This window comes from Arthrospira sp. PCC 8006 (assembly GCF_046480465.1).
Lineage (GTDB): Bacteria > Cyanobacteriota > Cyanobacteriia > Cyanobacteriales > Microcoleaceae > Limnospira > Limnospira platensis.
The window spans coordinates 1-410 of the sequence record NZ_PKGG01000578.1 but is presented as its reverse complement, the minus strand read 5'-3'; the positions used below and the strand labels follow the sequence as shown (position 1 = coordinate 410).

Sequence of the window (410 nt, the reverse complement as noted above, 5' to 3'; positions counted from 1 at the left end):
TCTATTAAATATCTACTCCCAACAAGMTGATTATYGATTACTGTTTACTGTTCACCGATCACTGATTACTGTTCACCGATCACTGATTACTGTTCACCGATCACTGATTACTGTTCACCGATCACTGATTACTGTTCACTGATCACTGATTACTGTTCACCGATCACTGATTACTGTTCACTGATCACTGATTACTGTTMACTGATCACCGAAAACTAAACAGCCTCAAAATAAGTATCAGGATMAGAGGCATCATACGGCTCATTAATCCAAAAAATCGTGTAAAGAACCTCCTCACCTACATTCTTAATATTATGCGTGTACCAAATGGGCATATCAACGTAGGCGGGCTCTTCACCATCCAAATAAAAATCATGCACTTCATCAGTACCAATTCGACGTAATTGAAT

1 pseudogene is annotated in these 410 nt (G+C 38.4%); it reads right to left on the bottom strand.

The window, feature by feature from the left end:
• Positions 1 to 215 precede the first annotated feature (215 nt).
• Positions 216 to 410 (bottom strand): annotated as a pseudogene (locus B9T16_RS29460) (hypothetical protein); the annotation flags it as partial.